Here is a 25,146-nt window from a genome sequence, read left to right on the forward strand (position 1 = left end):
ACCATGAATAAACAAAATTCAAAAGCTATTTACCCCATCCTCTTCGGATTCTTTGTGATGGGCTTTGTCGATGTAGTAGGCATCGCTACCAATTATGTAAAGGTAGACTTTGCCCTCTCCGATACGCTAGCCAACCTGATACCGATGATGGTGTTCCTGTGGTTTGCCCTGTTCTCGATCCCGACAGGTATCCTGATGGGGAAAGCCGGGCGGCGCAATACTGTTGTGATAGCGTTGGCCGTTACCACTCTGGCCATGTTGCTGCCCTTGTTCCTCTACGATTTTGCTTCAGTCCTGCTGGCTTTTGCTTTGCTGGGTATCGGTAATACGATCCTTCAGGTATCGTTGAACCCGATGGTCGCCAACGTCGTCAACCCGGATCGCATCACCAGCGTCCTGACTCTGGGGCAGTTCATCAAGGCCATCTCTTCTTTCCTGGGACCGATCATAGCGGGAGCCGCCGCCTCTTTTTGGGGTGACTGGAAACTGATTTTCGCCGTCTATGCAGCAACGACACTTGTCTCTACCGTCTGGTTGATCTCGACCATTCCGGGAAAGGAAAAACTGGAAGAAGCGAAGGCTACTTTTGGAACGACGTTATCTCTTTTCAGCGATAAATATATAACCTCCTTGTTCCTGGGAATTCTCTTTATAGTCGGCATAGATGTCGGCTTAAACACGACCATTCCCAAACTCCTGATGGAGCGTACCGGCATGGCTCTTTCCGAAGCCGGATTAGGAACCAGCTTGTATTTTGCCGCCCGTACAATCGGTTCGTTTGCCGGTGCTTTCCTGTTGGCGAAACTTTCGGCAAGCCGTTTCCTGAAATACAGCATGTTTGTCGCCATCGTGGCGTTTGTCCTGCTGTTGGCGGTTCCCGACACATGGAGCATGTTCGTGATGATCGTTATTGTGGGACTGGCTTGTGCGAATGTCTTCTCGATCATCTTCTCGTTTGCCCTTCAGCATAAACCGGAGCGTGCGAACGAAATATCGGCCCTGATGATCATGGGAGTATCCGGCGGTGCGCTGATTACTCCGCTGATGGGGATTGTTGCCGACGGTTTCGGGCAGGTTGCCGGATTATCCATTCTCCTGCTCTGTATCCTTTATATTTGTCTTATATCTTTTGGAATCGATAAAAAATAGATGCTTATGAAAACACTAAAGACCTTATTTCTGGCAGGATTGGCATTGTTCGCTATGTCGTCCTCCGTATGGAGTGCTTCGACAGCGCCTCCGGCGATCGAAACCCACCTGTTCCCAGCCTTATATAAAACAGCGAAAGGCCCGGTGCAGAAAGTACGGGTAACCGTGAAGCATAGCGGTGCGCCTGTTACTGCTACGCTTATGTTGGGAGACCAGTCGCGAAAGGAGAAGTTGAATGATGGCGCTAACCAGTTCTTTTTTGAGATACCGGCTGTACAGTCCGCCGTGCAACTACCTCTAACGGTAATGATTGGGAAAGAAAAAGAGTCTGCTCAGGTAGAAGTGAAACCTGTCCGCCATTGGCAGATGAATATGGTACAGCATACCCATACGGATATCGGTTATACCCGTTCGCAGACCGAGATTCTGGCGGAACACCTCCGTTACATCGACTATGCGCTCGACTATTGCGATGCAACCGACAATTACCCCGACTTCGCCAAGTTCCGCTGGACTTGCGAGATCGCCTGGGCTGTCAGCGAATACTTGAAATGCCGTCCCGCCGAACAGATCGCCCGGCTGAAGAAACGGGTATCGGAAGGACGTATCGAGCTGGCCGCCATGTATCTGAACTTCGACGAACTGCCGGACGAACAGACATTGGCCGCTTCTTTGTATCCCTTGAAACAATTCCGCGATGCCGGTTTGAAGGCGGAAGTCGCCATGCAGAACGATGTGAACGGTATCGGCTGGTGCTTCAGCGAGTTCTTTGCCGACGCCGGTGTGAAGTATGTCAATATGGGAACACACGGCCACCGTGCCCTGATCTGTTTCGATATCCCGACCGTCTTCTGGTGGCAGTCTCCTTCGGGAAAGAAGGTGCTGACCTATCGTGCCGAGCATTATAACCAGGGTAACTTCTTCGGTATCCATACCGATAACTTTGAACAGTTTGAGGAACGCGTTCTGAATTATCTGGGAGAGATGGAAGCGAAAAACTATCCGTACGATATCGTTGCCGCCCAGCACTCCGGTTATTTCACGGACAATTCGCCTCCTTCGACCAAGAGTTGCGAGATGCTGATGAAATGGAACGAGAAATACGAATGGCCTAAACTCCGTACGGCCGTAGCCAGCGAGTTTATCAAAGAGGTGGAATCGAACTATGCCGATAAGATACAGACCATCCGTGGCGCATGGCCCGACTGGTGGACCGACGGTTTTGGATCCGGAGCACGTGAAGCGGCCATATCCCGTATCACCCATTCGGATATTATCGCCAATCAGGCAGGATTATCTTTTGCCAGTATGCTCGGAGCCAAACTCCCCGCACAGATAGACGACCAGATATACGATATCAACAAAGCGTTGTTGTTTTATGACGAACATACGTTCGGTTACAGCGAAAGTGTACGTGATGCCTATTGCAAGGAGACCTGGGAACAACGTTCCCTGAAACAGTCGTATGCCTGGGAGGCTTACCGCCATTCCGGCTTGCTGGGAGAGGTGACGATGGGATTGCTGCAGTCTTTCGTGCCAAAAGCCGAGTATCCGTCTGTTGCCGTCTTCAATACCTTGAACTGGACGTATAGCGGCATTGCCAAAGTATACATCGACCACCAGATCCTACCGCGCGAAAAGGCATTCGAGATAGTGGATGCTTCGGGCAATGTCATTCCTGCCCAACCGGCGGAAAGCCGTTCGGACGGAACGTACTGGTCTCTTTATGTAAAAGACGTACCGGCTCTGGGATATGCGCAATATTATATTAAGGTAAAAGATACTCCCCGTGCAGCTATACAATCGGCAGAGAAGCTGGAGAATGCGCATGTGGAAAATTCCTGGTATTCCATCGACTTCAATCCGCGTAAGGGCACTATCAGCAAACTCTTCGACAAGGAACTGAACAAGGAACTGACGACGCCGAATGCAGAGTGGGAGATGGGAGAGTTCATCTATGAGATCATCGACAGTCGTCATCCGATGGAACAATACCGTGCCCCGCAATTCCTTCGTCGCCGTCCGGAACGGATCCGTTTCGAACGTTACGAGAAGGGCGACATTTGGGATACCTACCGTTTCCGTGGCGAGACGGTTGCCGGCCGCGAGCCGAACAACCTGATGGTGGAGTTTCGTGTCTTCAACGTGACCAAAAAGATAGAAATCGTTTACCGCCTGCGTAAGAAAGCCGTTACCGATCCGGAGGCTGTTTACATCTCTTTCCCGTTTGAAGTCAACCAGGGTAAGATTTTCCTGGATGTTCCCGGCGGAAATATTCAGGCTGGTGTAGACCAGATACCCGGATCATCGAACGACTGGTACACGGTCCAGAACTTTGCCACGGCACGCAACAGCGAGTCGCAGGTTGTTATGGGTAGTCCGGAAATCCCTTTGATGCAGTTCGGTGCGATCAATACAGGACGTTATAAAGCCGGCGCCGTTCCGCAGTCCACCAATATGTATTCCTGGCCGATGAACAATTATTGGGTAACCAATTTCAATGCCGACCAGATGGGCGAGTTGCAATGGAGCTATTTCATCAACTCCGATAAGGACAACTCTCTTGGCTATGCCACCCGTTTTGCCTGGGAGAACCGTATCCCGTTCCTGACCCGCGTATTGCCGGCTGGTGCCAAAGGTTCCAAGGTCATCTCGCCGGCCTCCGTCTTTACGATTACCCCTGCCAACCTGTTGCTGGTAAACATGAAGCCTGTTGAAGGAGAAAAGGCCGTCATGCTCCAGTTGCGCGAGGTGGATGGGAAACCGGCTACCTTCGCCGTTACTTCCGATAAGGTCAACTTCACGAAAGTGACGGTTTGCGATGTTGTGGGAGACCCTGTAACCGGAAACGGAACGACAGACTTTGCTCCGTGGGAGAATAAGTTTATAAAGTTATCCTGGTAGTCTCGGATGAAAAAAATAGAGCATGCCGCTTATGGAAAGATTCTTCGGAAGGGAAGGCTTTTCATAAGCGGCATTTCTTTTTACCTCTCCCTCTCTGTCGTTTGATAAGGAAATATTTCTTACCTGAACTTTATTGCGATGAAAGTATCTTTTATATCTTTGTCGTGGCAATAACATTCATGTCTATGAGTTTTTATAAAAACAAGTAATTCCTGAGATAAAAATGCAAGTGGAAAATACAGATATTTTGCTGAAAGATGTACGGAATAATTTTGACAAAATCTATGTGATGTATTATTCCCGTATGTTTCGTTTTGCAAAGGAATATGTATTGTTTGATGAAGATGCGGAGAATATAGTACAGGATGTTTTCCTCCTGTTATGGGAGAAGAGAGAGGTGCTGGATATACAGATAAGTTTGGTTTCTTATCTTTTTGCATTAGTCAAAAATAAATCCCTTGATTATCTCAGGCGCAAAGTCATAGCAGACGAATATAAAGAGGAGCTTAGTGCAAAACTGGCATCTTTGGAATCACTGAATTATTCTTTTACTTCGGATGAAGAGATAGAACAAATACTGATGACTGCTATCGATAAACTTCCCGAACGCTGTCGCCAGGTCTTTCTTAAAAGCCGTATCGAAGGGAAAAAGAACCGTGAGATCGCCGACGAACTTGATTTATCGATGAGTACCGTAGAGAACCAGATGACCATAGCCTTACGGAAACTACGCATAGAACTAAAGGACTACCTGCCTTTATTACTCTTCCTATTGGATGTTAAATAATATTTATTTGCATACTGGCTTTGGGAGTAAATGGAGTTTGAAACGCTCTCCCTGTATACAAGCCGGAAAATGCACTACTTAATAACTAAATATTTTGAAGGAGAAATAACCGCAGAAGAGAGAAAGCTGTTATTCTCAATGATTCGGACGGATGCGAAAGTCAGAAAAGACTTCTCTTCCGTGCAGAATCTGTATGCATTATCCTCTTGGTTACCGAAAGAAAATGATGAATTGGATGCCGTCGATAAACTGGCAGGTTTCAAACAGGCTCATTGCAGGAAGAAACATAATCCGGTACCTTTTATGAGACATGTGGCAGGCTATGCCGCAGCCATCTGCCTGACTATCCTTTCCACCTGGATAGTGTTGGACAACCGACAGTCTCCGGAAGAGCATATTGCTTATGAAGAGTTCTCCATACCTTCCGGCCAGCGGGCGATGGTAAAGTTACATGACGGGACGACTGTCTGGCTGAACGCCCGTTCCACACTCCGGTATCCGAATCGTTTTACCAGCGGAGAGCGTAAAGTGGAATTGGACGGTGAGGCCTTTTTCGAGGTCGAACATGACGAACAAAAGCCATTTGTCGTATCGACTGAAAAGCTGGATATAAAAGTGTTGGGTACAAAATTCAATGTATTTGCCTATAAAGGTAGGAATGAGTTTAATACGGCATTACTGGAAGGTTCGGTCAAAATATATGAACGGGAAGACGAGGCTAAAGCTCTGTTTATGAATCCTAACGAATGTGCCGAATTAAAAGACAATAAATTAGTAAAACGTCCTATGGGAAATACCGATTTTCTGTTGTGGAAAGAGGGTATTTATGCATTTGATGACGTCCCGTTTGAAGAAATAATAAAGAAACTCGAACTGTATTATGATATCGGGATAACGGTCAGTAACAGCAAGCTTATGAAATATAAATTCAGTGGAAAATTCCGGCAGCGCGACGGGGTGGAAAGTGCACTCCGTACATTGCGGAAAGTCTATTATTTTACGTATATGAAAGACGAAGAAAATAATAGCATAATAATCAGATAAAATAGAGAGATCATCAAATATGTTTAACCTTTAAATTATTTATTGCCTATGGAAGTATAAAGAAGAAAAAACGGCCGAAAGACGTTCCCGCATCCATTCGGCCGTCTGCTAACACGTAATCAAAAATAATTAAGTATTAACAAGTAAACAATACAAAGTTATGAAAAAAGAACCGAAAATTCTAAATGTTATGAGAATTTCAGCCATTCTGCTTTCCCTTTGTGTATTCTCTTCCTTTGCATCGAAAACAAGCTCGCAAAACGTGAAGGTGAATATCAGTGGAAAGACTATGACTATTGCGAATTTTATAGACCAGGTCGAACAACAAACCGACTATCTGTTTGTCTATAGTAAGAATGAAGTAGATGTGAATAAAACCATTCCTGTAAAAGCCGGCAACAGAACTGTCGCCCAATACCTGAATGATGCTTTTGCAGGCTCGGAAGTGAAGTTCGCTTTTGAGAATGATTATATTGTATTGACGAAGAACAGCCTGCCCTCCATCAAACAGCATGGTAAGAAAGTTACCGGTTCGGTGACCGATTCGTCAGGAGAGCCTATCATCGGTGCCAATGTGGTTGTAAAAGGAACGACCAATGGTACCATTACCGATGTCGACGGTAAGTTCTCGCTGGAGATACCGGATAAAGCAGTATTGGTAATTTCTTATATCGGTTACCTCACCCGTGAAGTCCCGGTGAACGGCCAATCCACAGTTAGTGCGGTATTGGCGGAAGACACGCAAGCATTGGACGAAGTGGTCGTTGTAGGTTACGGTACGATGCGTAAATCGGATGTAACAGGATCTATCGGAGTTGCCAAGGGGGAAGAACTGACGAAAAATCAGAACTTCAGTGCGTTGGATAACCTGCGAGGTAAAGTATCCGGTGTCAATATCTTTTCAAACTCCAGCCAGCCGGGAGCCTATTCCAACCGTGTTATTATCCGTGGTATGGCGACTATCAATTCATCTTCCGAACCGTTATATGTAGTGGACGGTGTCGTAATGGAGGATTTCGGATTGGTTAATCCGAATGATATCGAATCGATGGAAGTACTGAAAGATGCTTCTGCCGCAGCGATCTACGGTGCCCGTGGTGCGAATGGTGTCATTATGGTAACAACCAAGCGCGGAAAGAAGGATGGCGAAGGAACAGCCGTGAGCTATCAGGGATCGATCAGCGTTAGCCATATTGCACGTAAAATGGACCTGTTGAATTCTCAGGAATGGTGTGATACCTTTATGAAAGGATTGGAAAATGAAAACACTTACATGGGAAAGAACTGGTCTCTGGATCGTTCCTACTGGTTCCACGACCGTAATTACTTCGATGAGAACGGTAACCCGTTGTACGATACGGACTGGCAGGATGAAGCTACCCGTACAGCCGTTTCACACAACCATCAGATAAATATCCAGCAGGCAGGTAAGAACTCTTCCATGGGTGCTTTCCTGAATTATACCGACCAGCAAGGTATTGTAAACAATACGTATAATAAACGTCTGAATGCAAAGATCGCCTACGATGCCAACCCGACCCCGTGGCTTTCTACAGCCGTGAACCTGTTGGTCAATCATACCTGGGGACGTTATACTCCGGAAGATGGCGGCGGACAGGATGCCCGGCGTACAATGATCGAGATGGTTCCCTGGTTGCCGGTATACGATGCCAACGGCGATTATACGACCAGCACCACTTCTCTGACGGAAAGTAATTATTTCGGTTTGGAGGGAATGTCCAATCCGGCAATGATCCTGGACTTGCAGAAACGTATGCGTTATAATACGCAGATATTCGGTAATGCCGCCCTGACATTCCATTTGATGGACGGTCTGGACCTGAAGACCCAGTTCGGTATCGACAGCCATAATGCGACATACAGAGGCTATTCTTCCATTTCCCTGAATAACATCTCCATGCCTAACGGTTGGGCTGAATATCAGAACTGGAATTCTCTGTACTGGCAGGAAGAAACTTATCTGACTTATAGCAAAGTTTTCGGTCAGCACCGTATAAATGCAATGGCGGGATTATCCTGGCAGGAACGTACGCAACGTTGGAACAAGTCTCGTACGGAAGGGTTTGCCGACGACTTTTATGAAGACAACAACATGGCTGTCGGAACCAATCCGAGCAGTCCGGAATCAAGTTGGGAACGTTGGGCTATGAACTCCTATTTCCTGCGTTTGGCTTATACTTATAAAGATCGTTATTCGGCAACGGTAACAGGACGTGTCGACGGTTCTTCCAAGTTCGGAGATAATAATAAGTATGCCTTTTTCCCGTCAGCAGGTCTGGCATGGAATATTTCGCAGGAAGATTTCCTGGCGGACAGCGAGGTGATAAGCAACCTGAAGCTGCATACCAGCTACGGTCTGACAGGTAACTCGGAAATCGGCCCGTACAACTCTTTGGGTAAGACAGATGCCGGAACGCACCTGATCGACGGTAAACGTGCTCCCTGGTCTTATATCAAAACCATGTCGAACCCGGATTTGAAATGGGAAAAGACAGGACAGTTTGATATCGGTTTCGATATCGGTTTCTTCCAGAATCGCCTGAACCTCGATATTGCTTACTACAATAAGAAAACGACCGATCTGTTGCTCGATTGTCCGGTTCCTCACTCTACCGGCTTCAGTACTATCTTTAAGAATATCGGTTCTGTAAGGAACCAGGGTATGGACCTGATGGTGAATGCCACTCCGGTGCGTAGTAAAGATTTCACCTGGAACTCTGTTGTGAACCTGAATTATAACAAAAATAAAATCCTCGCTTTGGGTGATACCGATGCCGATGTGTACCTGTATGACTGGGTAGGTGGCGGAAGTATCCTGCGTGTAGGCGAAAGTATGGGTAGCTTCTATGGCCTGGAACGTCAGGGCGTTTATACCATAGAAGATTTTGAAGCCGGTAATTGTGAAAAGAGCCAGGTTGGCCGTGCAAAACGTTCTTCCGAAAAGACCATTATCGGTAAAGGATTACCTGATTGGACCGGTAGCTGGATCAATAATCTTTCTTACAAGAACTTCGACCTTACACTCGACCTGCAGTTCGTTTGGGGCGTTGAGACACTGCAACGTTTCTTCCACTCGACTTACGACCGTTTCGGTATTACCAATGGCCTGAAGAATATCCTTTATGATGCTTACGACGGAACAAATCCGGGAACCATGCAGCAGATGATCTATCTGCAGAGCGCCGAGCATAACGGTGTAAAACATGCCGGTCAGGATACTACAACCGATTCGCAATGGGTTGCCAACGGTTCTTATCTGCGTTGTAATATGTTGCAGATCGGATATACTTTCGATAGCAATGTCGTTAAGAAGATCGGTTTGTCCGGTTTACGTCTGTATGCAAGCGGTAACAACCTGTTCCAGATCGTTTCCAAAGATTTCCTGGGCTACGATCCCGAATCGACATCGGAAACCAGTTCGACTGATAAAGGAGCCGGTAAGTTTGGTCAGAACATGACGTTTTTCTCTTACCCGAGAGCAAGAACATTCACTTTTGGTGTTAATGTGACTTTCTGATTCATTTAACTTATTAAGACGATTAAAATATGAAAAAGATACTAACGACCGCGATTTTATGTGCCGGACTGTTCAGCTTTACGGCATGCAGTGATTTTTTGGATGAGAACCCCAAAAGCCAGCTGACTACTGTGGGGTATTATACAACGGAAGCACAGGCTCTGGCAAATGTCAATTATCTGTACCGCACAGGGGCCATTCGTCAGATAGCCTCCGCTCCGAGTGCGTATGTAGGAAGTTTCGCCTCTATTACCGGATTACTGACCGGCTATTTCCTGAACAGTTACGAAGGACAGGAGATCGTGTGTAAATATTCCCGCGAGTTGAACCGCCAGCAATATACCATGCAAATATCCGGTACGATGGACGGGATATGGGATGCCTGTTATAAGGCCATCAATGTCTCTAATGCCGCCATCAAAAGTATTCCGGATATCAAGATGGAGGAAGCCCTGTCCAAAAAACTCATCGGAGAGGCGAAGTTCTTCCGTGCCTTCAATTATTTTTATCTGGTAAAGACCTTTGGTGCCGTACCGTTCTATACGGAACCGTATGTTACTGCCGAAAACATGGAACTGGACCGTACGGGTGTGGAAACTATTTATGCCCAGATCGAGACCGACCTGAAAGAGGCGGCCGATGCACTGCCGGCGGCTAAGTTTGCGGATAATTCCCACAGGATCACTAAATATGCGGCAGCTATGATGTTGACCTCTGTGTATATGCAGCAAGGTAAGTATGCAGAAGCAGTCCCGTATGCGAAGATCGTAATCGATTCCCCGCACAGCCTGGCTACGAATGACGACCTGAAGATGAACAGTGCCTTCAACAAACTTCGTTCGACCGACGATCTGGATGAAGTGATCTATGCCCAGGAGTATGATAATGCGGTAAATACCAGTGACTGGTTCCCGACTTATGCCTTTAATTCGAGTGCCGTTTCCGTATTCGGAACTTATTCGATCTTCGAACGTGTCTATGGTCCGACGGACGAATTCCTGAATGTATACGAAAAGAACGACTTGCGTATCCAGCCGAACCAGTTCTTCCATTGGGAATACACCAATCCGAATACCGGGGCGACATGGTCTTCCAAGAATGCGGGCTGCTGGTATTATTACGACGAAGACGCTTTGCTTAGTACCGGTAAAGGAACGAAAGACTGGAATGTCTTCCGGTATGCCGAAGCATTGCTGGACGGAGCCGAAGCTATCGCTCAAAGCCAGGGAGTAACGGCCGAAGCAGCCGGTTACCTGGCACAGGTGCAGGCACGTGCCGATATGGAAGGTAAAACGGCTGATCAGATCGCTTCCGAATTACAGAAACTGTCGAAACAAGCCTTTATCGAAGCCTGTTGGACCGAGCGTTTACGTGAGTTCCCGCTGGAATATAAGATATGGGATGATTGTGTGCGTACAGGTAAATTCCCTGTGATCTCCAAAACAGAGGCCGGCCGGATCGATTATATCAACCTGGTGGGGGCACAGAATGCTTCCGGTGCGACATTTAAGGAAACCGACCTGTTGTGGCCGATCTCTGTAAATGAGATGCAGCGTAATCCGAGTCTGACCCAGAACCCTGGTTATTCTGCCCGGTAAAAGATACCAGCAATGGATAAAAAGTGTTTTTAATTTAGTCGATCATTTTACATGTCAATGGTCAGAAATGGGAGAGGAGGAGTAGGATTACTCCTCCTTTTTTCATAAAAAGAGCCCCTTTATGTGATTTTGTATGCGAATTAAAGATATTTGTGTTCTTTCTGTACCGGATTGTCTTTATATTTGTGTGAATAATGAATTTGATGATTTGGCTAAATTTAAACTTGTGATATATCAACTAAAAATAAGTAAAACATGAATAAGAAAAGTGTATTGGCTCTTGCTTTGGTCACGATGATGGCCTGGGTAGGGAAGCCTGCTATGGCAGCTACCGGTACGGGTGCCTTCGATCCGGTAGAGTATGCAATGCCGTTGATGGGAACTCAATCGAGTTTCGAGCTGTCGACAGGAAATACCTATCCGGCTATTGCGCGTCCCTGGGGTATGAATTTCTGGACGCCACAGACCGGAAAGATGGGAGACGGATGGCAGTATGTCTATACGGCAAATAAAATTCGTGGTTTCAAGCAAACCCATCAACCAAGCCCGTGGATCAACGATTACGGACAGTTCGCGATTATGCCGGTGGTAGGTACTCCGGAGTTCGATCAGGATAAACGTGCCAGCTGGTTCTCTCATAAGAGCGAGGTGGCTAAACCTTATTATTATAAAGCCTATCTGGCTGACCATGATGTGATAACCGAACTGACGCCGACCGACCGTGCAGCACTGTTCCGTTTCACTTTCCCGGAAAACGACCATTCCTACATTGTTGTCGATGCACTGGATAATGGATCTTATATCAAAGTCATCCCGGAAGAAAACAAGATCATCGGCTACTCGACCAAGAATAGCGGTGGTGTTCCTGAGAACTTCAAGAACTATTTCATTATCGAGTTCGATAAACCTTTCACTTACGAAGCCACTTTCGCCGATAATTCTTTGAAAGAAGGCGCGAAAGAACAGACTTCGAGCCATGTGGGAGCTGTGATCGGTTTCAAGACAAAGAAAGGAGAAATCGTTCATGCCAAAGTCGCATCTTCTTTTATCAGCTTCGACCAGGCCGCCATCAATATGAAAGAGTTGGGTAACGATAATTTCGATACCCTGGTTTCCAAAGGCAAACAAGCCTGGAACGATGTGCTGGGTAAGATCGAAGTGGAAGGCGGTACGTTAGACCAGTATCGTACATTCTATTCCTGCATGTACCGTTCCCTGCTGTTCCCTCGTAAGTTCTACGAAATCGATGCAGCCGGAAATGTCGTTCATTACAGTCCGTATAACGGCGAAGTACTGCCGGGATATATGTTTACGGATACCGGTTTCTGGGATACCTTCCGTGCCCTGTTCCCATTCCTGAATCTGATGTATCCGTCGATGAACAAAGAGATGCAGGAAGGTTTGATCAATACATATAAGGAAAGCGGCTTCTTCCCGGAATGGGCAAGTCCGGGACATCGTGGTTGCATGGTAGGTAACAACTCGGCTTCCATCCTGGTCGACGCTTATATGAAAGGTGTGAAAGTGGATGATCTGGAAACCCTGTACAAAGGTTTGATCCACGGTACGGAGAATGTACATCCGACTGTTTCTTCAACCGGCCGTTTGGGACATGAATATTACAACAAACTGGGTTATGTTCCTTACGACGTGAAGATCAATGAGAATGCAGCCCGTACGTTGGAATATGCTTATAACGACTGGTGTATCTACCAGATCGCTAAAGAACTGGGCCGTCCGAAAAAGGAACTCGACCTGTATGCAAAGCGTGCTATGAACTATAAGAACCTGTATGATAAGGAAACCAAACTGATGCGTGGTAAGAACGCCGACGGTAAATTCCAGTCACCGTTCTCTCCGTTGAAATGGGGTGATGCCTTTACGGAAGGAAACAGCTGGCATTACACCTGGTCTGTTTTCCATGATCCTCAGGGACTGATCGACTTGATGGGAGGAAAAGATTCTTTCGTTATGATGCTCGATTCCGTATTTGCCGTTCCGCCATTGTTCGACGATAGCTATTACGGCCAGGTGATCCACGAGATCCGTGAAATGCAGATTATGAACATGGGTAACTATGCTCATGGTAACCAGCCGATCCAGCATATGATCTACCTGTATAACTATGCCGGACAGCCCTGGAAAGCTCAGTACTGGCTGCGTGAAGTGATGAACAAGATGTACACCCCGACACCGGACGGGTATTGTGGTGACGAAGATAACGGCCAGACTTCTGCCTGGTATGTATTCTCTGCTCTTGGTTTCTATCCGGTTGCTCCGGGTACGACCCAGTATGTGTTGGGTGCTCCGTTGTTCAAGAAGGCTACTTTACATTTCGAGAACGGCAAGAACCTGGTGATCAACGCTCCCGATAACAGCGACAAGAATATCTATATCGAATCGATGTCGTTCAACGGCGTGAACTATACAAAGAATTATCTCGATCATAACGAACTGCTGAAAGGTGGTGTTCTCGATATCAAGATGGGCGACAAGCCGAATCTGAACCGGGGCGTTAACCCGGAAGATCTTCCTTATTCATTCTCTGTAGATGAAAAAAAGAAGAAATAACAATATATTAATTATAATATGAATGTGAAAAAACAATGGATGATGTCAGGCCTGGTTGTGTGCCTGACATCTTTCGTATTCTCTTGCCAGACGACAGAGAAGACGGCAACGGAGACGGATTACGTTTCTTATGTAGATCCTTATATCGGATCAGGTGAACACGGTCATGTATTTGTCGGGGCGAACGTCCCGTTCGGAGCCGTACAGATCGGCCCGCAGAACATCCATAAAGGATGGGACTGGTGTTCGGGGTATCATTATTCGGATAGTGTATTGATAGGTTTCAGCCATACCCATCTGAGCGGAACCGGATGTGCCGACCTGGGGGATATCCTGGTCATGCCTTTTACCGGCAAGGTCCGTACGGCACGTGGTGAACAGGATAACATTGAAGGAGCTTGTTCCTCTTACTACCGGCATGAAAACGAATCGGTAAGTCCCGGTTATTACTCTTTACTTTTAGACAATGGCGTTCATGTCGAACTGACAGCTACCGAACGTGTCGCTATGCACCGCTATGCTTTCCCGCAGAACGAACCGGCTCATTTGCTGATCAACCTGAAAGAAGGGAACGGCGACCGTGCGTACGATACATATCTGAAGAAGATCGATGACTATACGGTAGAAGGCTATCGCTTCTCGCATGGCTGGAGTCCGCAGCATAAAGTCTTCTTTACCATGAAATTCGACCAGCCTGTCGCTTCACTCGAAGTATTCAATGACGACGAACCGGCAGGTACCGACGAGTTGACCGGCGAAAAGGTGAAAGGTGTCGTTTCTTTCAAAGAAGGCACCAAAGATGTGCAGGCGAAAGTAGCCATCTCTTCCGTCAGCTGTGAGAATGCGTTGAAGAATATGCAGGCGGAATTGTCACATTGGAATTTTGACCAGGTACACCAGGAAGCTGTCTCCAAATGGAATGACCAACTGGCTTGTGTGGTGGTTGATACCCCCGACGAGCGTGCTAAGAAGATTTTCTATACAGCCGTTTATCATACATTCATTGCTCCGACATTATATTGCGATGTGAACGGGGAGTTTCGCAGACAGGACGACAAAGTCTATACAGATACAAACTGGACGAATTATTCCACTTTCTCTTTGTGGGATACTTACCGTACATTGAATCCCTTGTATACCATCATCGCACCGGAGAAGGTGGACGATATCGTCAATTCCTTCCTGAGTATCTACGACCAGCAGGGCAAACTTCCTATCTGGCATCTGGTAGGAGGCGAAACCAACTGTATGCCGGGATATAGCTCCGTACCTGTTATTGCCGATGCTTATCTGAAAGGCTTTAACGGTTTCGATGCGGAACGCGCTTTTCAGACAATGAAAGGTACTGCGACTTACGAGAAACAAAATGGTGTCCCTTACGTGCTTGAAAAAGGATATATCCCTTGTGATAAAGTCCATGAAGCCACTTCCATTGCTATGGAATATGCGGCAGACGACTGGGGTACAGCACTGATGGCTAAGAAAATGGGTAAGCAGGAGGATTATGAGAATTTCCTGAAACGTGGTAAATATTATGCTCAGTATTATGACCGGGACATTAACTTTGTCCGTCCTAAGATGGATGACGGCAGCTGGCGTACACCGTACGATCCGTTCCGTTCTATTCATGGAGTGGGAGACTTTACGGAAGGTACAGGATGGCAATATACATTCTTCGTACCCCAGCATCCGGAAGGTATGATCGAAATACTGGGAGGCGACGCTGCTTTCATAACCAAGCTCGATTCGTTGTTCGTTGTTGAAGGCGATATGGGAGAGGGCGCATCCAGCGATATCAGCGGTCTGATCGGCCAGTATGCACATGGCAACGAACCGAGTCATCACGTTGCTTACCTGTACCCTTATGCCGGCGAACAGTGGAAGACTGCCGAGAAGGTACGTTATATCCAGGATGAATTCTATACGGACCAGCCGGAAGGGATCATCGGAAACGAAGACTGCGGACAGATGTCTGCCTGGCATGTGATGTCTGCTCTGGGATTCTATCAGGTAAATCCTTCAAACGGCGTGTTTGTCTTCGGCAGTCCGTTGTTCGGTAAGGCCTCCGTTCGTTTAAAAGGCGGAAAGACATTTGATGTGGTTGCACAGAACAACAGTAAGGATAATATCTATATCCAGTCTGTTACACTGAACGGCCAGCCGTATGATAAGTCATACATTTTGTATGACGATATTATGAAAGGCGGTAATTTGACGTTTGTCATGGGAAATACTCCGAACAAGCAGTTCGGGGCAGCACCTGAGAACCGTCCGAAGTCAGCTGAATAAACAATTATAAATTATAGCAGAAAAATGATTAAAAGATTCAAGACACCCGTAGCCTTTTTGGCTTCCATCTTTTTACTGGCCTCTTGTGCCTCCGGGGGAGATATGTCTTCCCCGCAAAAAAGCCCGGTGGACTATGTGAACCCTTACATGGGAAATATCAGTCACCTGCTGGTGCCGACCTATCCGACTGTACATCTGCCTAACAGTATGCTTCGCGTATATCCGGAGCGTGCCGACTTTACCGGCGACCTGTTGAGCGGACTGCCTGTTATCGTGACCAGCCACCGCGGTAGTTCCGCTTTCAACCTGAGTCCGTACCAGGGAGAGGAATCCGGACTGAAACCGGTTATCAACTACAGCTACGATCAGGAAAAGATCTATCCTTATCGCTATCAGGTATATCTGGACGACAACAATATCGACGTAGATTTTGCCCCGTCTCACCAGAGTGCCGTTTATGGTATTACGTTTGAAGGCGAAGGTCCTGCCTACCTGATCTTCAACAGCCGTAACGGACAGTTGAAGACCGACGGTAAGAACGTCAGCGGTTACCAGTTCGTCGACCGGAAAACAAAAGTATACCTTTATGCAGAAACCGACAAGACACCGCAGAAATCCGGCGTATTGAGCGACAACACTGTGAAGTACGGCGAAACATCAGTAGAAGGAAAAGACGCTGCTCTTGTCCTCTCTTATGGAAATGATGTAAAGAAGCTGGGTGTACGTTACGGTATCTCATTTATCAGCGAAGAACAGGCTAAGAAGAACCTGGAACGTGAGATTGCCGCCTATGATGTCGATGTGGTTGCCAAGATCGCCCGTAACGACTGGAACGATGCCCTCGGCAAGATACAGGCTCAAGGCGGAACGGAAGACGACAAGGTGGTATTCTACACCTCCCTGTACCGTTGCTACGAACGTCCGGTCAACCTGAGTGAAGACGGACGCTATTACAGTGCTTTCGACGGCCAGGTACATGAAGACGGAGGTCGTCCTTTCTATACCGACGACTGGATTTGGGATACATACCGTGCAACCCACCCGTTGCGTATCCTGATCGATAACGAACGTGAAAGCGATATCATCAACTCCTTCCTGCTGATGGCAGAACAGATGGGTACGAACTGGATGCCGACCTTCCCGGAAGTTACCGGCGATTCGCGTCGTATGAACTCCAACCATGCCGTAGCCACCGTGATCGATGCCTGGAAGAAAGGTTTACGTGGCTTCGACCTGGAAAAGGCTTATATTGCCTCAAAGAAAGGTATCGAAGAGAAAACACTGATCCCCTGGTCGGCTGCACCTGCCGGATGGTTGGATGATTTCTATAAGGAACACGGTTATATCCCGGCATTGAAACCAGGCGAAAAAGAGACTGTAGCCAATGTTTCTCCCTGGGAAAAACGCCAGCCGGTAGCTGTTACCTTGGGTACGGCTTACGACCAGTGGTGTCTTTCACAGATCGCTGCTGAACTGGGTAAGACTGACGAAGCTAAACATTACCTGCGCGAATCGTACAACTACCGTAACCTCTTCAACCCCGATACCCGTTTCTTCCATCCGAAGGATAAGGACGGCAAGTTCATCGAGCCGATGGATTACCGTTACGATGGTGGTCTGGGTGCACGCGATTACTACGACGAGAATAACGGATATGTATACCGTTGGGACGTACAGCATAATATCGGCGACCTGATCTCTATGATCGGTGGAGACAAAGCTTTCACTTCGGCTCTCGATTCTATGTTCAACGAACCGCTGGGTATGTCTAAATGGAGTTTTTACTCCTTCCTTCCCGACCATACCGGTAATGTGGGTATGTTCTCGATGGCGAACGAACCGAGTTTGCATATCCCGTATCTGTACAACTACGCCGGTCAGCCCTGGAAGACACAGAAGCGTATCCGTACGTTGTTGAACCAGTGGTTCCGTAACGACGTGATGGGTGTTCCTGGTGATGAAGACGGTGGTGGTATGTCTGCTTTCGTTGTCTTCAGTCAGATGGGATTCTATCCGGTTACTCCCGGTTCGCCTACATATAATATAGGTAGCCCGGTATTTACGGATGTGAAGGTCGACCTGGGTAATGGTAATACATTCGAGGTCAAAGCAAATAATGCTTCTCCTGAGAACAAGTACGTACAGTCTGCCCGCCTGAACGGTGAAGTGTTGAACCAACCGTGGTTCCAGCACAGCGACATCGCTCAGGGCGGTCTGCTGGAACTGGAGATGGGACCGAAAGCCAATAAGACATGGGGAACAAAGACTCCTCCGCCTTCAGCAGCTCCGATGCCTCAATAATGACCTCTTTTTTCGCGTTTGATCCGGAAAATACTTAAAAAAAATCAGCAAAGTAGTATAGATAGTAGCTACTTTGCTGATTTTTTATAATGGATAAGTTACAATTTATCAATTTCTTCGACTGACAGACCTGTACATTGGGCAATTGTTTCGATATTAATTCCCTTCTTTTTGAAATTAGCAGCAATAAGGCGTTGTTCTTCTGCTTTTCCTTCAACCTTTCCTTTTTCTACCCCTTTCTCCATGCCATCATCAAAACTGGTATCGAGTGCAGCGGAAAGGTCACGTTCTACAGAGAGGCTCAGTTCATATTCCAGTCGTTGATCAGGAGTCATTCTTTCTACTTCCACAATACTTTTCAGTTTGCGGAATATCTGATTATTCAGTTCTTCAGGTAATCGTTCCATGATCTCGATATTATTTAATACATATAACCACTTCTTATAAAGCGTATCACACTCATGCAAAGGTAATACAAATTTCGGCATTTCCAGATAGATTTCATTAAGCGTTTCACTGAAAGGAATCTTCAGTTCCCGATCCATGCGTACAATATCCCAACGGTATTTCTCCGAACGTGATGGTTCCATGATATAGTTTAGTACGCAAATGACATATACTTTACTTATGTGATAGTTCCACCGTTTGCGAATCCTTTCATCCGGTTCCTTCTCCAACTTCTCTTTACGATCATGGATTGTTGTTGGATAGCAAATGATGCATAATACAGCATTCTGTCGGAGAAGTATTTCTGTCGGCTTTTTTGCGAAAGGTGATGTCTACGATTACTTCTTGTTGAATGACTTCATTAAGGAAACTGATGATAAGATCTTTACTTACTTCACTGCCAAAAATCTTTTTCCAGCCGTAGTCTGAGAATGGATTAACAAATTTGTTCATAATCAATTGTTTTAGTTACCTCTGTAAATAGAGTTTCAGCAAATGTATGCAATTATTCTTTAATACACGGTGTAAAAATAGAATTGTTTTTGTATCTATATATATAAATTAAGAAATAAGGATGAATAATTGATTGAATTGAAGTGAAATGACTAGGAAAAACGATCGTTTTTTTTAGTCATTTATTCGTGTGCAAAAGTATTCTTTATAATCCAATAATCAAAGTGTTTTCTGAATAATTATTCTCTTAAATATCAATATGCTGTCTTTGAATTTAGCAAAATATCTGTTAATCAACAATTAACGATTTTAAACAGAAAAAGAGTGACTAAAAAAAACGATCGTTTTTTCTAGTCACTCTTTTTCTTATGTATGCTTTGAAAAATAAGCTTTAAGTGTTAGTTTCATTTTGGGACTGACGAACATTTTTGTGAAATATGGCTAGTATTAATGTGTTGAAAATCAACGATCTTATCATTCTGTTCTCGAAGCAAAAATACTTTAATCGCTGGATAATCTTTTTTATAGACCTATTTTTCTCAGTTTTATCTACTTTTTTAGTTTTTGCGACCCTTGGCAATATTTTGAAAATAAATCTGCCGATACATGAGTTTATTTATATAAGCCTCTTTGCTATCGTTTGCAGTACAATCAGTTTTCTTTCCTGCCAGACTTATAAAGGTATTATTCGTCATTCAACTTTTACAGAAACGGGGCGTATTGCTATTGCCTCTTTTGTGAAAGTTGCTTTGATGACTTCTGCTCTTTCCTTTTTTATCCACTCGTTATCTTTTCTACAAATCTTTTTAGGAGGTCTGCTTGACCTATTCCTGACTTTCTTCGTTTTGACAATATTTCGTGCTTTATTAATAATAATGTATAGCATGATAGTCAAAAGTGTGGCTTCCAATAACGAAAAGCTGTTAATTTACAGGGAGGAAGACGCTGTCTCTAATTCGCCTGCGATTTCTCTTTGGAAACAATCTGATAATTATCAGATCGAAGGATATATACGAATAGGAAAAAGAAGTAAGATCCGCATAGGAGGATGTCCGGTCTATTCGGTAAAGGATCAGTTGGAATTTAATGGTTTGGTAAACCGAAAAGGTATCAAGGCTATTTTGTTTACCGACTATCATGCAGTAAAAGCAGAAAGTGAGCGCCTGGTTCGTTATTGTGAGCGGAAAAAGGTTCGTATGTTGATGCTTCCTACTGTGGATGAGTTAAAAGGGGGGACAGTCAATTTACGAAATCTACCGGAGGTCCGTATCGAAGATCTGTTAGGACGTGATGAAATTAATATTAATCTGAAAGAGATTGCAGATGAATTAGGGGGTAAAGTCGTTATGGTTACAGGTGCTGCCGGATCTATCGGCAGTGAACTTTGTCGACAACTTTGTACATTTGGTTTGAAGCAACTGATCTTGTTTGACAGTGCCGAGACACCTATGCATACCATTCGTCTGGAGTTGGAAGACCGATTCCCGGATGTTGTTTTTACTCCGATTATGGGTGATGTCCGGATGCTAGCCCGTGTAGAAAGTGTTTTTAAAAGTTTCCATCCCCAATATGTCTTTCATGCAGCAGCCTATAAACATGTCCCTCTGATGGAGGAAAATCCTTGTGAAGCTGTACATACCAATGTCCAGGGAACCCGTAATATGGCTGACATGTCCGTAAAATATGGAACAGATAAATTTATTATGATCTCTACCGATAAGGCAGTCAATCCAACCAATGTGATGGGGGCTTCCAAACGCCTGGCAGAGATCTATGTGCAAAGCCTGAGTATTGCGATAAGCAAAGGATTACACCCGGGAAAAACCCGTTTTATCACTACCCGCTTTGGTAATGTATTAGGTAGTAACGGTTCTGTTATTCCTCGTTTCCGTGAACAGCTGGCGAAAGGCGGCCCTTTAACAGTCACCCATCCTGATATTATCCGTTATTTCATGACGATCCCTGAAGCCTGTCGTCTTGTTTTGGAAGCAGCTTTTATGGGAAAAGGAAATGAGATTTTCGTATTTGATATGGGTACTCCAGTAAAGATTGCCGACCTAGCACGTCGAATGATAGAATTGGCCGGTCTTATCCCTGAAAAAGATATTGAAATAAAATATACCGGTCTTCGTCCGGGTGAGAAGTTGTATGAAGAGTTGCTGGCAACCAAAGAAAATACTCTTCCTACAAACAATACTAAAATCTTTCATGCGAAAGTGAGGGAATATAATTTTACTGATATATCAACTATCGTTTCGCATTTGGTAAATTTGGCTATTCGAGTAGAAAAGTTGGAAACAGTGAAAGTGATGAAATCGATTGTGCCGGAGTTCATGAGTAAGAATTCGGAGTACGAAAAACTGGATAAATAATTCTAATAATGAATATTGCAATTGTAGGAACAGGCTATGTAGGCCTGGTTACAGGTACTTGTTTCTCTGAAATGGGAGTAGATGTGACCTGTGTGGATATCAATGAAGCGAAGATAAAAGCTTTGCAGTCAGGTGTAATGCCAATCTATGAACCAGGCTTAGAAGACTTGGTTAAAAAAAATGTAGAAGCAGGTAGGTTACATTTCACAACTGATTTAACCACTTGTTTAGATAATGTATCTGTTGTTTTCAGTGCTGTAGGAACTCCCCCAGAAGAAGATGGAAGTGCCGATTTGAGATATGTTTTAGATGTGGCACATACAGTTGGTCGTTTCATCAATAAATATACATTACTTGTAACGAAAAGTACGGTTCCGGTTGGAACTGCCCAGAAAGTAAAGGCTGCTATTCAGGAAGAATTAAATAAACGGGGAGTTGCTATACCTTTTGATGTGGCATCTAATCCTGAATTTCTGAAAGAAGGAGCAGCCATTAAAGACTTTATGGCTCCGGACCGGGTGGTGGTCGGAGTTGAAAGTGAACAGGCAAAGAAAATGATGGAGAAATTATACCGTCCTTTCACATTGAATGGCTATCCCATCCTGATCATGGATGTTCCTTCAGCTGAAATGACGAAATATGCAGCAAATGCCATGTTAGCAACCCGTATCAGCTTTATGAACGATATAGCAAATCTCTGTGAACGTATCGGAGCAAATGTAGACAATGTGCGTAAAGGTATGGGGGCGGATTCCCGTATCGGTAGCCGTTTCCTGTATGCCGGTTGTGGGTATGGAGGTTCCTGCTTTCCAAAGGATGTAAAAGCTCTATTGCATACGGGAATAGAAAACGGATACCACATGCGTGTTATAGAAGCTGTAGAATCGGTAAATGAAGAGCAAAAGAATATTGTGTTTGATAAATTGAGTAAGGCTTTTAATGGAGATCTGAAAGGTAAAACTATTGCTATGTGGGGATTGTCTTTTAAACCTGAAACAGACGATATGCGCGAAGCTCCTGCGTTGGTTGTGATTGATAAACTCCTGAAAGCAGGTGCTGTGGTCAATGTATTCGATCCTATAGCTATGGATGAAACAAAGCGTAGGATAGGGGATGTAGTCACTTATTGTAAGGATATGTATGAAGCAGTGATCGATGCAGATGCTATTGCTTTGATGACGGAGTGGAAACAATTCCGTATGCCTAGTTGGGCTATCATCCGTAAAGCCATGAAGAATTACGTGGTTGTGGATGGACGGAATATCTATGATGGTGAAGAATTGAAAGAGTTAGGTTTTATTTATTCGAGAATCGGACAAAAATGAAACGTATATTAGTAACAGGTGGAGCCGGTTTTCTTGGTTCCCATTTATGTGAACGTTTGGTGAAAGAAGGCAATGATGTGATTTGCCTGGATAATTATTTTACCGGAAGTAAGGATAATATTCGTCACCTGTTGCAGTATGACAACTTTGAGTTGGTTCGTCACGATGTAACCTCTCCCTATTATGCTGAGGTCGATGAGATTTATAATTTGGCTTGTCCTGCATCGCCTCCTCATTATCAATATAATGCCATCAAGACAATGAAAACCTCCATTTATGGAGCAATGAATATGTTGGGGTTGGCTAAACGAACTAAAGCAAAGATTCTCCAGGCATCGACCAGCGAAGTGTATGGAGATCCGGCTATTCATCCGCAGGTAGAATCTTATTGGGGAAATGTGAACCCAATTGGAATTCGTAGTTGTTACGATGAAGGCAAACGCGCAGCCGAAACTTTGTTTATGGACTATCATCGTCAGAACGGTGTACGAATTAAAATCATCCGCATCTTCAATACGTATGGTCCACGAATGAATCCGAATGACGGACGTGTCGTTTCTAATTTCATCGTACAAGCGTTAAAAGGTGAAGATATCACAATCTATGGAGATGGAACTCAAACTAGAAGTTTCCAATACGTAGACGATTTGATAGAAGCCATGATCCGAATGATGGCAACCAGTGATGACTTTATCGGTCCGATGAATACGGGAAACCCCGGAGAGTTCACCATGTTGGAATTGGCAGAGAAGGTGATTGAGTTGACGCATTCGACCTCAAAGATTGTGTATTGCCCGTTACCAGGTGACGATCCGAAACAGAGAAGACCTGATATTACATTGGCGAAAGAGAAATTGGATTGGGAACCTAAAATTCCATTGGAAGAAGGGTTAAAGAAAGCAATTGCTTATTTTGTAAAATTACATGAGTGATTCTGTAAAGCATCGAGCCGTAAAAGGTGTGATGTGGAGTGCTATTGAACGGTTTTCTGTGCAAGGGATACAGTTTGCGCTGACTATTATTATAGCTCGCTTGGTATTACCTTCGGAATACGGATTGATCGCTATGTTGGGTATCTTCTTGGCGATTGCTCAGACATTCGTGGATAGCGGTTTCTCGAATGCCTTGATCCAGAAAAAAGACCGGACAGAAGTGGACTTTTCTACGGTATTTTATTTCAATATCCTTATCGCTTTGATTATTTATGGGGTATTGTTTGCTGTCGCACCTTATATCGCTTCGTTTTATCGGGAGCCAGCGCTTACGGATGTGACGAGATGGGTGGGTTTAAGTCTCATATTGAACGGTCTCTCTGTTGTTCAACGGGCTAAACTGATGATTCGTATGGATTTCAGGACGCAGGCGAAAGCCTCCTTGGTTGCGGTGATTGTAAGCGGTCTGATAGGTGTTCTTTTGGCTTATCAAGGATACGGGGTATGGGCGTTGGTGTTCCAAACGTTATCAAGTAGTTTCTTAAATACGCTTCTACTGTGGATGTTTGCGAGGTGGATGCCTTTGTGGTGTTTTTCTTGGGGGGCGTTCAAGTCTTTGTTTTTCTTTGGTTCTAAGTTACTGTTGTCAGGATTGTTGCATACTATTTATATAAACCTATACAGCCTCGTTATTGGAAGGAGATATTCTGCTATGGATGTGGGGTTCTATAATCGGTCCTATCAATTAGCCGGTTTTCCATCTATTAATATTGTCGGGATCATAACTCGTGCAATCTATCCCTTGCAATGTGAGATGCAAGATGATGATGAGCGGTTGAATGCCTCTTTTATACAATACTTACGGATGTCATGTTATATCATATTTCCTCTGATGACGATGTTAGGTGTGTTGGCAGAATCTCTGGTGAGATTGCTATTGACGGACAAGTGGCTTCCTTCGGCGGAACTGTTGTCCATCTTATGCTTTGCGTATATGTGGTATCCGGTGATGGTTATCAACAATCAGATATTGAACGTGAAAGGTCGTTCAGACTATTTCTTGAGGGCAGAGATCATAAAGAAAGTGGTGGCTATCGGTATTTTGTGTGCCACGTTGCCGTTCGGAGTCCGTATCTTGTGTTGGGGAATCGTACTTTATAATTTCTTTGATATGGGAATCATCATTTATTACTCAAGGAAGGTGATAAGTTCCGGATATGAGAAACAAGCCCGAAATATAATACCCTTTTTCTTGCTTTCATTGGGAATGGGGATAAGTATTTATCTCTACCAAATGTTTCTTAATGGAGGTACGTTGTTGTTACGGCTTGCGTTGGGTTGTATTGTTGCCTTCGTTATTTATATACTACTCGGTTTTATTTTTCGGATACGAGAATTTCAACAAGTGTTATTATTGATCAAAAAATTTAGATAGG

At 45.0% G+C, this 25,146-nt stretch carries 15 protein-coding genes; 13 read left to right on the forward strand and 2 right to left on the reverse strand.

Going from position 1 to position 25,146, the window contains the following annotated elements:
* The first annotated feature begins 3 nt into the window (after window positions 1–3).
* From DWW23_RS06440 to DWW23_RS06480, 9 genes are all read left to right on the forward strand, one after another.
* Window positions 4–1,149, forward strand: coding sequence for a sugar MFS transporter (locus DWW23_RS06440; RefSeq protein ID WP_122352455.1), 1,146 nt, complete (start codon window positions 4–6; stop codon window positions 1,147–1,149).
* A gap of 6 nt (window positions 1,150–1,155) precedes the next feature.
* On the forward strand, window positions 1,156–4,053 hold the full coding sequence (locus tag DWW23_RS06445; protein ID WP_122352612.1) for a glycoside hydrolase family 38 C-terminal domain-containing protein: 2,898 nt from the start codon (window positions 1,156–1,158) through the stop codon (window positions 4,051–4,053).
* A 223-nt stretch (window positions 4,054–4,276) separates the two neighbouring features.
* Window positions 4,277–4,840 carry an RNA polymerase sigma-70 factor gene (locus DWW23_RS06450; RefSeq protein ID WP_122352456.1) on the forward strand — a complete coding sequence of 188 codons (564 nt, stop codon included), beginning with the start codon at window positions 4,277–4,279 and terminating at the stop codon, window positions 4,838–4,840.
* Between the two features lie 69 nt (window positions 4,841–4,909).
* Entirely contained in the window at window positions 4,910–5,884 is a 975-nt protein-coding gene (locus tag DWW23_RS06455; RefSeq protein WP_122352613.1) for a FecR family protein, read from the forward strand.
* A gap of 160 nt (window positions 5,885–6,044) precedes the next feature.
* Window positions 6,045–9,422 (forward strand): TonB-dependent receptor, encoded by a 3,378-nt coding sequence (locus DWW23_RS06460; RefSeq protein WP_122352457.1) that lies wholly within the window; start codon window positions 6,045–6,047, stop codon window positions 9,420–9,422.
* A gap of 29 nt (window positions 9,423–9,451) precedes the next feature.
* Entirely contained in the window at window positions 9,452–11,020 is a 1,569-nt protein-coding gene (locus DWW23_RS06465) for a RagB/SusD family nutrient uptake outer membrane protein (RefSeq protein ID WP_122352458.1), read from the forward strand.
* A 255-nt stretch (window positions 11,021–11,275) separates the two neighbouring features.
* On the forward strand, window positions 11,276–13,591 hold the full coding sequence (locus DWW23_RS06470) for a GH92 family glycosyl hydrolase (RefSeq protein WP_122352459.1): 2,316 nt from the start codon (window positions 11,276–11,278) through the stop codon (window positions 13,589–13,591).
* Window positions 13,592–13,609: 18 nt separating this feature from the next.
* The gene (locus DWW23_RS06475; RefSeq protein WP_122352460.1) at window positions 13,610–15,880 is read left to right on the forward strand and encodes a GH92 family glycosyl hydrolase; all 2,271 of its coding nucleotides are present in this window, start codon (window positions 13,610–13,612) and stop codon (window positions 15,878–15,880) included.
* A 24-nt stretch (window positions 15,881–15,904) separates the two neighbouring features.
* Window positions 15,905–18,181 (forward strand): GH92 family glycosyl hydrolase, encoded by a 2,277-nt coding sequence (locus DWW23_RS06480; RefSeq protein ID WP_122352461.1) that lies wholly within the window; start codon window positions 15,905–15,907, stop codon window positions 18,179–18,181.
* Window positions 18,182–18,279: 98 nt separating this feature from the next.
* Here the strand turns inward: DWW23_RS06480 and DWW23_RS27030 are convergent, their stop codons facing one another.
* Both DWW23_RS27030 and DWW23_RS27035 read right to left on the reverse strand, forming a co-directional pair.
* On the reverse strand, window positions 18,280–18,771 hold the full coding sequence (locus DWW23_RS27030; RefSeq protein WP_309568337.1) for an Rpn family recombination-promoting nuclease/putative transposase: 492 nt from the start codon (window positions 18,769–18,771) through the stop codon (window positions 18,280–18,282).
* Window positions 18,772–18,871: 100 nt separating this feature from the next.
* The gene (locus DWW23_RS27035; protein ID WP_309568336.1) at window positions 18,872–19,081 is read right to left on the reverse strand and encodes a PD-(D/E)XK nuclease family transposase; all 210 of its coding nucleotides are present in this window, start codon (window positions 19,079–19,081) and stop codon (window positions 18,872–18,874) included.
* 437 nt (window positions 19,082–19,518) lie between these two features.
* On the opposite strand from DWW23_RS27035, the gene DWW23_RS06490 reads away from it, so the two are divergent.
* Genes DWW23_RS06490 through DWW23_RS06505 form a run of 4 tightly spaced genes read left to right on the forward strand, consistent with a single transcriptional unit; the run spans window position 19,519 to window position 25,145 of the window.
* A complete protein-coding gene (locus tag DWW23_RS06490; RefSeq protein ID WP_187576559.1) occupies window positions 19,519–21,453 on the forward strand; it encodes a UDP-N-acetylglucosamine 4,6-dehydratase family protein in 1,935 nt (644 codons plus the stop codon).
* Between the two features lie 8 nt (window positions 21,454–21,461).
* Window positions 21,462–22,778: a UDP-glucose/GDP-mannose dehydrogenase family protein gene (locus tag DWW23_RS06495; RefSeq protein WP_122352462.1), complete on the forward strand. Its 1,317-nt coding sequence runs from the start codon at window positions 21,462–21,464 to the stop codon at window positions 22,776–22,778.
* Window positions 22,775–23,710 (forward strand): UDP-glucuronic acid decarboxylase family protein, encoded by a 936-nt coding sequence (locus DWW23_RS06500; RefSeq protein WP_122352463.1) that lies wholly within the window; start codon window positions 22,775–22,777, stop codon window positions 23,708–23,710. Before DWW23_RS06495 ends, DWW23_RS06500 begins: the two co-directional genes overlap by 4 nt.
* Window positions 23,703–25,145, forward strand: coding sequence for a lipopolysaccharide biosynthesis protein (locus tag DWW23_RS06505; RefSeq protein WP_122352464.1), 1,443 nt, complete (start codon window positions 23,703–23,705; stop codon window positions 25,143–25,145). Before DWW23_RS06500 ends, DWW23_RS06505 begins: the two co-directional genes overlap by 8 nt.
* Window position 25,146: the final 1 nt, after the last annotated feature.

This window comes from Parabacteroides sp. AF14-59 (assembly GCF_003479515.1).
GTDB classification, from domain to species: domain Bacteria; phylum Bacteroidota; class Bacteroidia; order Bacteroidales; family Tannerellaceae; genus Parabacteroides; species Parabacteroides faecis.

Bases quoted from the DNA above. Each gene is read 5' to 3' on its own strand.
- DWW23_RS27035 (WP_309568336.1), bottom strand. From the start codon at position 19,081: ATGAACAAATTTGTTAATCCATTCTCAGACTACGGCTGGAAAAAGATT.
- DWW23_RS06475 (WP_122352460.1), top strand. From the start codon at position 13,610: ATGAATGTGAAAAAACAATGGATGATGTCAGGCCTGGTTGTGTGCCTG.
- DWW23_RS06460 (WP_122352457.1), top strand. From the start codon at position 6,045: ATGAAAAAAGAACCGAAAATTCTAAATGTTATGAGAATTTCAGCCATT.
- DWW23_RS06505 (WP_122352464.1), top strand. From the start codon at position 23,703: ATGAGTGATTCTGTAAAGCATCGAGCCGTAAAAGGTGTGATGTGGAGT.
- DWW23_RS06470 (WP_122352459.1), top strand. From the start codon at position 11,276: ATGAATAAGAAAAGTGTATTGGCTCTTGCTTTGGTCACGATGATGGCC.
- DWW23_RS06495 (WP_122352462.1), top strand. From the start codon at position 21,462: ATGAATATTGCAATTGTAGGAACAGGCTATGTAGGCCTGGTTACAGGT.
- DWW23_RS06490 (WP_187576559.1), top strand. From the start codon at position 19,519: ATGGCTAGTATTAATGTGTTGAAAATCAACGATCTTATCATTCTGTTC.
- DWW23_RS06465 (WP_122352458.1), top strand. From the start codon at position 9,452: ATGAAAAAGATACTAACGACCGCGATTTTATGTGCCGGACTGTTCAGC.
- DWW23_RS06455 (WP_122352613.1), top strand. From the start codon at position 4,910: ATGCACTACTTAATAACTAAATATTTTGAAGGAGAAATAACCGCAGAA.
- DWW23_RS06440 (WP_122352455.1), top strand. From the start codon at position 4: ATGAATAAACAAAATTCAAAAGCTATTTACCCCATCCTCTTCGGATTC.
- DWW23_RS06450 (WP_122352456.1), top strand. From the start codon at position 4,277: ATGCAAGTGGAAAATACAGATATTTTGCTGAAAGATGTACGGAATAAT.
- DWW23_RS06500 (WP_122352463.1), top strand. From the start codon at position 22,775: ATGAAACGTATATTAGTAACAGGTGGAGCCGGTTTTCTTGGTTCCCAT.
- DWW23_RS06480 (WP_122352461.1), top strand. From the start codon at position 15,905: ATGATTAAAAGATTCAAGACACCCGTAGCCTTTTTGGCTTCCATCTTT.
- DWW23_RS06445 (WP_122352612.1), top strand. From the start codon at position 1,156: ATGAAAACACTAAAGACCTTATTTCTGGCAGGATTGGCATTGTTCGCT.
- DWW23_RS27030 (WP_309568337.1), bottom strand. From the start codon at position 18,771: ATGGAACCATCACGTTCGGAGAAATACCGTTGGGATATTGTACGCATG.